Source organism: Bradyrhizobium sp. TM239 (genome assembly GCF_036247985.1).
In the GTDB taxonomy this organism is placed as follows: Bacteria; Pseudomonadota; Alphaproteobacteria; order Rhizobiales; family Xanthobacteraceae; genus Bradyrhizobium; species Bradyrhizobium ottawaense.
Window position 1 is genome coordinate 140,087 of sequence record NZ_BTIR01000020.1, and the last position, 10,037, is coordinate 150,123.

11 protein-coding genes are annotated in these 10,037 nt (G+C 64.9%); all 11 read left to right on the top strand.

Annotated elements, in window-relative coordinates; genetic code table 11:
• Positions 1-65 precede the first annotated feature (65 nt).
• The 11 genes from rpmH (at position 66) to dapE (ending at position 9,974) form a co-directional block, all read left to right on the top strand.
• Positions 66-200 (top strand): 50S ribosomal protein L34, encoded by a 135-nt coding sequence (gene rpmH / locus AABA84_RS28870; RefSeq protein ID WP_008542748.1) that lies wholly within the window; start codon positions 66-68, stop codon positions 198-200.
• A gap of 28 nt (positions 201-228) precedes the next feature.
• Positions 229-639, top strand: coding sequence for a ribonuclease P protein component (gene rnpA / locus AABA84_RS28875; protein ID WP_338313848.1), 411 nt, complete (start codon positions 229-231; stop codon positions 637-639).
• A 16-nt stretch (positions 640-655) separates the two neighbouring features.
• Positions 656-2,509 (top strand): membrane protein insertase YidC, encoded by a 1,854-nt coding sequence (gene yidC / locus AABA84_RS28880; RefSeq protein ID WP_212246158.1) that lies wholly within the window; start codon positions 656-658, stop codon positions 2,507-2,509.
• A gap of 115 nt (positions 2,510-2,624) precedes the next feature.
• Positions 2,625-3,278 (top strand): ribosome biogenesis GTP-binding protein YihA/YsxC, encoded by a 654-nt coding sequence (yihA, locus tag AABA84_RS28885; RefSeq protein WP_212246160.1) that lies wholly within the window; start codon positions 2,625-2,627, stop codon positions 3,276-3,278.
• Positions 3,278-3,643 carry a DUF423 domain-containing protein gene (locus AABA84_RS28890; protein ID WP_338313849.1) on the top strand — a complete coding sequence of 122 codons (366 nt, stop codon included), beginning with the start codon at positions 3,278-3,280 and terminating at the stop codon, positions 3,641-3,643. Before yihA ends, AABA84_RS28890 begins: the two co-directional genes overlap by 1 nt.
• A 214-nt stretch (positions 3,644-3,857) precedes the next feature.
• Complete coding sequence (argB, locus tag AABA84_RS28895) at positions 3,858-4,745, top strand: acetylglutamate kinase (protein ID WP_212246162.1); 888 nt, start codon at positions 3,858-3,860, stop codon at positions 4,743-4,745.
• Between the two features lie 152 nt (positions 4,746-4,897).
• Positions 4,898-5,884 (top strand): DUF1036 domain-containing protein, encoded by a 987-nt coding sequence (locus AABA84_RS28900; RefSeq protein WP_212246233.1) that lies wholly within the window; start codon positions 4,898-4,900, stop codon positions 5,882-5,884.
• A gap of 206 nt (positions 5,885-6,090) precedes the next feature.
• A complete protein-coding gene (locus tag AABA84_RS28905; RefSeq protein ID WP_212246166.1) occupies positions 6,091-6,783 on the top strand; it encodes a pyrimidine 5'-nucleotidase in 693 nt (230 codons plus the stop codon).
• A gap of 262 nt (positions 6,784-7,045) precedes the next feature.
• Positions 7,046-7,891, top strand: a complete 846-nt coding sequence (dapD, locus tag AABA84_RS28910) for a 2,3,4,5-tetrahydropyridine-2,6-dicarboxylate N-succinyltransferase (protein WP_212246168.1) — start codon at positions 7,046-7,048, stop codon at positions 7,889-7,891.
• A 122-nt stretch (positions 7,892-8,013) separates the two neighbouring features.
• A complete protein-coding gene (locus tag AABA84_RS28915; RefSeq protein WP_246550052.1) occupies positions 8,014-8,811 on the top strand; it encodes a DUF805 domain-containing protein in 798 nt (265 codons plus the stop codon).
• Positions 8,808-9,974: a succinyl-diaminopimelate desuccinylase gene (gene dapE, locus AABA84_RS28920; RefSeq protein WP_212246171.1), complete on the top strand. Its 1,167-nt coding sequence runs from the start codon at positions 8,808-8,810 to the stop codon at positions 9,972-9,974. The genes AABA84_RS28915 and dapE overlap by 4 nt, the downstream gene beginning before the upstream one ends.
• The last annotated feature ends 63 nt before the right edge of the window (positions 9,975-10,037 follow it).

The window sequence follows — 10,037 nt, forward strand, 5'->3', positions numbered from 1 at the left end:
GCCGCATCTTCCGGACTTTATCATCAATTCTACAGGCAAATTGCCCGGTCAGCGGAGAAAAACCCGTGAAGCGGACTTATCAACCCAGCAAACTGGTGCGCAAGCGCCGTCACGGCTTCCGTGCCCGTCTCGCCACTGCCGGCGGCCGGAAGGTTCTCGCCGCCCGCCGCGCCCGCGGCCGCAAGCGTCTGAGCGCCTGAGCCGGACCCCCTTTTCCGGGATTTCATCATGGATCGGCTGAGGCAGCGGGCGGATTTCCTCGCCGTTGCCAATGGCGCGCGGGTGAACAGTCCCGCGTTCGTCCTGCAAAGCCGCCCCCGCGATGACGGCGGCCCGATCCGTATCGGCTTCACCGTTACCAAAAAGAACGGCAACGCCCCCGCGCGCAATCGTATCCGGCGCCGGCTTCGCGAACTGGTGAAGCGGCTCGATCCGGTGTCGATGCAGCCCCATCATGATTATGTCCTGGTCGGCCGAAGGGACGCGCTCTCGCGCGACTTCGCCACCATGCTCGACGATCTGCGCATGGCGTTCACGAAGCCGGCGCGGCATACGCACAAAGGGCAGCCCAAGGCACCGTCGGAGCGACGCGGCCAGAGGCCAAGCCACGCTCCTGCGACCAGCCGCAAACCGGATTGATGACGAGACCCCAGAGATGACCGACAATCGCAATACCATCCTCGCCGTCATTCTGTCGGGCCTCGTCCTGATCGCCTGGCAGTATTTCTACAACGTGCCGGCGATGGAGAAGCAGCGCGCCCAGCAGCAGACGCAGGCCGAGCTTCAGAAAAACACGCCGCAGCCATCGGCCTCCGCGACGCCGGGCGCGGCGCCGCAGCAGCCGGGCAACGCCGCTCAGCCGGCAACGCCGGGCGCGAACCAGCAGGCCCAGCCGGTGGTGGCGCGCGAGGCCGCGATTGCAGCCAGCCCGCGCGTGAAGATCGACACGCCGCGAATTGCCGGCAGCATCGCGCTGAAGGGCGGCCGCATCGACGACATCGCGCTGGTGCAATACCGCGAAACGGTCGACCCGAAGTCGCCGCCGATCATCCTCTATTCGCCCTCGGGCACCGCGGAGCCCTATTACGCCGAATTCGGCTGGGTGGCGGCGACGGGCGTGACGGCAAAGATGCCTGATGCCCAGACTGTCTGGCAGCAGGACGGCAGCGGCAGCCTGACGCCGACGACGCCGGTGGTGCTGAAATGGGAGAATGGCGACGGCCTCACCTTCCGCCGCACCGTTGCGGTCGACGACCATTATCTCTTCACCATCAAGGACGAGGTGAGCAATGTCGGCAATGCACCGGTTACGCTCTATCCGTTCGCGCTGATCTCGCGCCACGGTGCGCCGCAGGTCTCCGGCTACTACATCCTGCATGAAGGCCTGATCGGCTATCTCGGCGACCAGGGCCTGCAGGAATACGCCTACAAGAAGATCGACGAAGCCAAGAAGGTGGACTTCAAGACCACCAACGGCTGGCTCGGCATCACCGACAAGTACTGGGCCTCGGCGCTGCTGCCGGATACCAATGCCCAGCTGCAGGCGCGCTTCTCGTCGAACCCGGTCGGCAACGTCCACACCTACCAGACCGACTACCTGCTCGACCCCGTCACCGTCGCGATCGGCGGCACTGCGACCGCGAATGCGCGGCTGTTCGCGGGCGCCAAGGAAGCCGGCGTCGTCGGCGTGTTCCCGTTCGCCGGCCTCGGCGGCTACAACAAGGAGCTGGGGCTGAACCATTTCGATCTCTTGATCGATTGGGGCTGGTTCTACTTCATCACCAAGCCGATGTTCCTCGGCCTCGACTTCTTCTACCGCTTCTTCGGCAATTTCGGCATCTCGATCCTGCTCGTGACCGTGATCGTGAAGCTCTTGTTCTTCCCGCTGGCGAACAAGTCCTACGCCTCGATGGCGAAGATGAAGTCGATCCAGCCGCAGCTTCAGGCGCTGAAGGAGCGCTATCCCGACGACAAGGTGAAGCAGCAGCAGGAGATGATGGAGATCTACCGCAAGGAGAAGATCAACCCGGTCGCCGGCTGTCTTCCCGTGGTGATCCAGATCCCGGTGTTCTTCTCGCTCTACAAGGTGCTGTTCGTCACCATCGAGATGCGGCACGCGCCGTTCTACGGCTGGATCAAGGACCTCTCCGCGCCGGATCCGACCAACCTGTTCAACCTGTTCGGGCTGATCCCGTTCGATCCGACCACGATCCCGGTGTTCGGTCACTATCTCGCGCTCGGCATCTGGCCGATCATCATGGGCATCACGATGTGGTTCCAGATGAAGCTGAACCCGACGCCGCCGGACCCGACGCAGCAGATCATCTTCAACTGGATGCCGCTGATCTTCACCTTCATGCTGGCGGGCTTCCCGGCGGGTCTCGTGATCTACTGGGCCTGGAACAACACCCTCTCGGTGCTCCAGCAGAGCTACATCATGCGCCGCAACGGGGTGAAGGTGGAGCTGTTCGACAATCTCAAGGCGACGTTCGCGAGGAAGGCGACGTAGCAATCGTCATTGCGAGGAGCGAAGCGACGAAGCAATCCAGACTGTTTCCGCGGATGCATTTCTGGATTGCTTCGCTTCGCTCGCAATGACGAGGTAAACAACTGAAAGCCTTCGCATGACCGACGACAAAGATGCGAAGCTGATCGAGGCCGGGCGAAAGCTGTTCGCGCGCGACTGGCAGTTCATCTGGGCCTCGCCCTCGATCCAGACGCTGCCGCCGATGGCGGGGCTGGAGATCGCCTTTGCCGGCCGCTCCAATGTCGGCAAGTCCAGCCTGATCAACGCGCTGACGGGCCGCAACGCGCTGGCGCGCACCTCGCATACGCCGGGCCGCACCCAGGAGCTGATCTTCTTCGAGGTCCCCGGCAAGACTGACCTGCGCCTCGTCGACATGCCCGGCTACGGCTACGCCAAGGCACCCAAGAGCCAGGTCGCGTCCTGGACCGAGCTGATCCACAAATTCCTGCTGGGACGCGCCTCGCTCGCGCGCGTCTACGTGCTGATCGACGCACGGCACGGCCTCAAGGACGTCGACCTCGAAGTCCTCAAAACGCTCGACCGCTCCGCGGTCAGCTACCAGATCGTGCTGACCAAGGCCGACCAGGTGAAGGCCTCCGAGCTGCAATCGCGCATCGCCGAGACCGAGGCGGCGCTGGCCAAACATCCGGCCGCGTTCCCGAACGTGCTCGCGACCTCGTCACGCAGCTCGACCGGCATGGAGGGCTTGCGCGCCGCGATGGCGAAGCTGCTGGAAGAGCGAGCCTCGTGATGGTGGCGCAGCGCCTGCTGATCGGGCTTGCCGGCTTGATGGGCGCCGCCGGCGTCGCGCTGGCTGCCGCCTCGGCGCATGGCGGCGATGCGAGCCGGCTCGCCACGGCGAGCGCCATGCTGCTGTTTCATGCAACTGCCATACTTGCAGCTGTAGCCCTGCTCGCGCGCGGCCTTCTGCACGGCGGAATTGGCCTCATCGGCGCATTCGGCTTCGTGATCGGCGCAGCGCTGTTCGCGGGCGACCTCACCTTGCGGCAATTTGCCGGGCACTCGCTGTTTCCATATGCGGCACCGACGGGCGGGACGGTGATGATCGCGAGCTGGCTGGCCGTGACGCTGACCGCGGTGGTCGCGAAGAAGTAGGTCTCGTGTCCCGGACGCGGTGCGGCACGCGGTGACGCTCCGCAGAGCCGGGACCCAGAAAGCCATAGGGCAAGTCGCGGATGGATGGGCCCCGGCTCTGCAGCGCACCGCTGAAGAAGCGCTGCGCAGCGTCCGGGGCACGAAGAGCACTTTGCGCCGCGCCCGCCAATCGGATAGAACGCGCACCGACAGTCCCGCCAGCGAGATCCGCGACATGACCGACATCTCCCCGCTCGACCAGGCCCGCATCCTGTCCGAAGCGCTGCCGCACATGCAGCAGTATGACGAGGAAACCATCGTCATCAAATATGGCGGCCATGCCATGGGCGACGAGGAGACCGCAAAGAATTTTGCCCGCGATATCGTGCTGCTGGAGCAGACCGCGATCAATCCTGTGGTGGTGCATGGCGGCGGGCCGCAGATCGCGACCATGCTCAAGCGCCTCGGCATCGTCTCGGAATTCGCAGCCGGGCTGCGCATCACCGATGCGGCGACCATCGAGATCGTCGAGATGGTGCTGGCCGGCTCCGTCAACAAGCAGATCGTCGGCTACATCAACGAAGCCGGCGGCAAGGCCGTGGGGCTCTCCGGCAAAGACGCCAACATGGTGAAGGCGACGAAGACGACGCGCACCATCATCGACCCGGACTCGCATATCGAGAAGGCGGTCGATCTCGGCTTCGTCGGCGACCCCGAGAAGGTCGACCTCACGCTGCTCAACCAGCTGATCGGCTACGAGCTGATCCCGGTGCTGGCACCGCTCGCGACCTCGAAGGAAGGCCAGACGCTGAACGTCAACGCCGACACCTTTGCAGGGGCCGTCGCCGGCGCGCTGAAGGCCAAGCGCCTGCTGCTGCTCACCGACGTGCCCGGTGTGCTCGACAAGTCGAAGAAGCTGATCCCGCAGCTTTCCGTGAAGGACGCGCGCAAGCTGATTGCCGACGGCACCATCTCCGGCGGCATGATCCCGAAGGTCGAGACGTGCATCTATGCGCTGGAGCAGGGCGTCGAGGGCGTCGTCATCATCGACGGCAAGATGCAGCATGCGGTGCTGCTCGAGCTCTTCACCAACACGGGCACGGGAACGCTGATCCACAAGTGAGAGACGAGAACACGAGAGGCGCCGTCATGGCCGGGCTTGTCCCGGCCATCCACGATCTTTCGTCTCGCAGCAAGAACGTGGATGCCCGGCACAAGGCCGGGCATGACGGATCGAGAGCGAAGCACCGCCGCTCACCCCTCGCCCGTTTCCTGATGGCGCTGCCGGCCGCAGCCGTCTCGTTCGTATTCTCCTCGGTGCCGGCCTTCGCCGATCTGAAGATCTGCAACCGCATGTCCTATGTCGTCGAGGCCGCGATCGGCATCGACGACAAGGCGGCGACCGCGACGCGGGGCTGGTTCAGGGTCGATCCCGCCACCTGCCGTGTGGTGGTGCAGGGCACGCTGACCGCCGACCGCATCCTGCTCAACGCCCGCGCGCTCGGCGTCTATGGCGCCTCCCCGATTCCGCAGAACGGCAGCGACATGCTGTGCGTGGCGCAGGACAATTTCGTCATCGCGGCGGCCCGGCAATGCCGCAGCGGCCAGACCCAGGCCGCCTTTACGCAGGTGACGCCGGCGCAAGGAGCCGACGGCAACCTCATTGCCTATCTCGCCGAGGATTCCGAATATGACGACGAGCAGGCCCGCCTCGCCGGCATCCAGCGGCTTTTGGTGATCGCGGGCTACGACGCCGCGCCGATCGACGGCGTCGACGGGCCGAAGACGCAGGCAGCCCTGGCCGCGTTCCTGAAGAGCCGCGGCTTGTCGTCGGACATCGTGGGCTCGCAAAACTTCTTCAAGACCATGGTCGATGCGGTGCAGACGCCGTCCGCGACCGGGCTCACCTGGTGCAACGACACGCCGCACAAGGTGATGGCGGCAATCGCGACCGACGACGGCAAGTCCGTGACCAGCCGCGGCTGGTATCGCATCGATCCCAAGACGTGCCTGCACCCCGACGTGACCGGCCAGCCGAAACAGATCTTCAGCTTCGCGGAAGCCGTCGACGCCGACAACCGCGTCGTCAAGCTGAAGGACCGGCCGCTGAACTGGGGCGGCGACAGGCCGCTGTGCACGCGCGAGACCAAGTTCGAAACCGTCGAGCAGACCGATTGCGGCGCGCGCGGATTCGCGGCCACCGGCTTTGCCGCCGTGGACATGTCGAGCGGCGGCAAGACGCTGCGCTTTGCGGTGCCGTGATTGATCGTGATGTCGCAACACTTAACGCTGTCGTCCCTGCGAAAGCAGGGACCCATAACCTCAGGATTGGCTGTGGGGCGAGATGCTGGCTGTCAGTCTTCGTCAAACTAATCCCTGTGGCTATGGGTCCCGGATCTGCGCTTCGCTTGTCCGGGACGACAGCGGAGAGTTGGGCGGCGCTTGCGTTCAATGGATAGAGATTTGATATGACATCCCCCCGCACCTTTGCCCATGTCGACACTTGGGTGTTCGACCTCGACAACACGCTGTATCCGCATCACGTCAATCTGTGGCAGCAGGTCGATGTGCGGATCACCGAGTTCGTGTCGAGCTGGCTGCAGGTGACGCCGGCGGAAGCGCGAAAACTCCAGAAGGATTATTACCTGCGCTTCGGCACCACGATGCGCGGCATGATGACCCTGCATGGCGTTTCCGCCGACGATTATCTCGCCTATGTCCACAAGATCGACCATTCGCCGCTGGAGCCGAACCCTGCGCTCGGCGCAGCCATCGCAAGACTGCCGGGGCGCAAGCTGATCCTGACCAATGGCTCGGTCGACCATGTCGATGCCGTGCTGGAGCGGCTCGGCTTGGCCACGCATTTCGACGGCGTGTTCGACATCATCGCCGCCGAATTCGAGCCGAAGCCGGCGGCGCAGACGTATCAGAAATTCCTCGCCGACCATGCGGTCGATCCGGCCAAAGCCGCGATGTTCGAAGACCTCGCCCGCAACCTCACCGTCCCGCACCAGCTCGGCATGACCACCGTGCTGGTGGTGCCTGACGGAACGAAGGAGGTGGTGCGGGAAGATTGGGAACTGGAGGGCCGGGACGCCGCCCATGTCGACCATGTCACGGATGATCTGACGGGGTTTTTGGCGGGGCTCTCGCCCCTATAACCGCCGTCGTCCCGGGCAAGCGTAAGCGCCGACCCGGGACCCATAGCCACAGGATTTGGTTGTCGCGCCGGATTGGTAACTCCGAATCTTCGTCAAACCACTCCTGTGGCTATGGGTCCCGGATCGGCGCTCCGCTTCGCTGCGCTTGTCCGGGACGACAGCGGAGTATGGACGACGGCGGAGTATGCCTTGACTCCGCCCGCCCAAATCCCGAAAAAGCGCCCAATCCCATCAAAATTCCCGATCCCCAGAGGAAATCCCGATGTCTCTCCAAGCCCTCGAATCCACCATCAACAGCGCCTTCGACGCGCGTGACGGTATCTCGACCTCGACCAAGGGCGAGGTCCGCGAGGCCGTGGATCATGCGCTGGAGATCCTGGACAAGGGCGAGGCGCGCGTCGCCGAGCGCGGCGGCGACGGCAAGTGGAAGGTCAACCAGTGGCTGAAGAAGGCCGTGCTGCTGTCGTTCCGCCTCAACGACATGGGCGCCATTCCCGGCGGTCCCGGCAAGGCGACCTGGTGGGACAAGGTGCCCTCGAAGTTCGACGGCTGGGGCGAGAACCGTTTTCGCGACGCCGGCTTCCGCGCGGTCCCCGGCTCCATCGTGCGGCGCTCGGCCTTCATCGCCCGCAACGTCGTGCTGATGCCCTCCTTCGTCAATCTCGGCGCCTATGTCGACGAGAGCACCATGATCGACACCTGGTCCACCGTCGGCTCCTGCGCGCAGATCGGCAAGCGCGTGCACATCTCCGGCGGCGTCGGCATCGGCGGCGTGCTCGAGCCGCTGCAGGCCGAGCCCGTGATCGTCGAGGACGATTGCTTCATCGGCGCGCGCTCCGAGGTCGCCGAGGGCGTGATCGTGCGCAAGGGCGCGGTGCTGGCGATGGGCGTGTTCCTGGGCGCCTCCACCAAGATCGTCGACCGCGAGACCGGCGAGGTCTTCATCGGCGAAGTGCCCGAATATTCGGTGGTGGTGCCCGGCGCGCTGCCCGGCAAGCCGATGAAGAACGGCCAGATCGGCCCGAGCACCGCCTGCGCCGTCATCGTCAAGCGCGTCGACGAGCGCACGCGCTCCAAGACCAGCATCAACGAGCTGCTGCGGGATTGATTGGGGCGACGTACCCAACTTTATCCCCGTCACCCTGAGGTGGCCGCTCCTTCAGCGGCCCTCGAAGGGCGACGGCCCGGCTATCGGCGGCATCGCTGGCCGCTCATCCTTCGAGGCTCACCATGGGACGCGTCGCGTCCCATGCCTCGCACCTCCAGCGACAGCGGCTTCGCCGCTGCGCGGGGATGACGGATTTAGCACCCTATCGAACCCACCCTCCCTCCATCGCGACCAATTTCCGGGTGGCACTCCCGCCCGGAGCCCTTCGCATGGACTGGACCCGGTATCTCTTCCGCTTCGACGGCCGCCTCAACCGCGCCCTGCTGTGGCAGGCGCTGCTGATCGTCGCGCTGCTGGCGGCTTTGCTGGGCGTGATCGGTCAGGTAATCCACCTCCTCAACGTCGACGGATCGTTGAAGCTATCCATCAAGCTCGATTTCGACTTCGGCCTCGACGACCTCTTCAAGCTGGTCGATCCCCGGACCTATCGGTCGCTGGCCTCCTTTGACCGCACGGATCTGATCCTTAAGTCGTCCGGCCTTTCGCTGTTCTCATGGATTTTCCTGGCGACGGCCATCAAGCGGCTGCACGATCGCGACAGGAGCGGCTGGTGGATCGTTCTGTTCTTCTTCGTGCCCGGGCTGTTCAGCCAGTTCTCGGACCTGCTGCCCGACGCCAATTGGGTGCTTCCCTTCAGCCTCGCCGCATCCGCCCTGTGGCTGTGGGGCCTCGTCGAGCTGTTCATCGTGCCCGGCACTGCGGGCCACAACCGCTTCGGCCCCGATCCGCTCGCCGACTTCGACGACGGCTCCGCATCCGCCGCTCCCCCTGCGAAAAGCTGGGACCAGAGCCGCGAGATCGAAATTGTCCCGCCGCGCGCTAGCCCACCCGGCGGCATGCATGTTAAGCGGGGCACATGACCGATGCCCTCTCCATTGCCCGCGATCTGATCCGCTGCCCCTCGGTAACCCCGGCCGATGCCGGTGCGCTCGGGGTGCTCGAAAAAGCCCTCAACGCCGCCGGCTTCACTTGCCACCGCGTGACGTTCAGCGAGGAAGGCACCGCCGACGTCGACAATCTCTACGCGCGGATCGGCAGCGAGGGGCCGCACATCACCTTTGCCGGCCATACCGACGTGGTACCGCCCGGTGACGAGAGCGCCTGGAGCGTCGGTGCGTTCTCCGGAGAGGTGAAGGACGGCGTCCTGCACGGCCGCGGCGCGGTCGACATGAAGGGCGGCATCGCCTGCTCGGTGGCCGCGGTGCTGGAGCATCTCGCCGCCAACGGCGGCCAGCCGCGCAGCGACGGAAAGGGCTCGATCTCGTTCCTGATCACCGGCGACGAGGAAGACGTCTCCATCAACGGCACCATCAAGCTGTTGAAATGGGCCGCCGAGCGCGGCGAGAAGTTCGACCATTGCGTGCTGGGCGAGCCCTCCAATGTCGAGACCCTCGGCGACACCATCAAGGTCGGCCGCCGCGGCTCGCAATCCGGCACGCTTTATGTCGACGGCGTGCAGGGCCATGTCGCCTATCCGCATCGGGCCTCCAATCCGGTGCCTGACATCTCCAGGCTGATCGTGGCGATCTCCGACGAGCCGCTCGACCATGGCAGCGCGCAATTCCAGGCCTCCAATCTCGAATTCACCTCGGTCGACGTCGGCAACAAGGCGAGCAACGTCATCCCCGGCGAGGCCCGCGCAAAATTCAACATCCGCTACAACGACAACCACACCCAAGCGAGCCTGCGCGACCTGGTCGAGACGCGGCTGACAAAAGCCTGCGGCAACCGCATCAAGGCCCGCATCGTCTGGGAGCCCTCGAACTCCAACGTGTTCGTGACCAAGCCGGGTCCGTTCACCGATCTCGCGGTCTCCGCGATCGAGGAGGTGACGGGCCGCAAGCCGGAGCTGTCGACGAGCGGTGGCACGTCGGATGCGCGGTTCATTTCCAGCTACTGCCCGGTGATCGAGTTCGGCCTGGTCGGCCAGACCATGCACCAGGTCGACGAGCGGGTGCCGGTGAAGGATCTGGAGAAGCTGACGCAGGTGTATCGCGGGATTTTGACGCGGTATTTCGGGTAGGTGCGGCCGCCCCCCACAAACACAGCTGTCATCGCCCGATTTGATGTTTAGACCGGAGACATA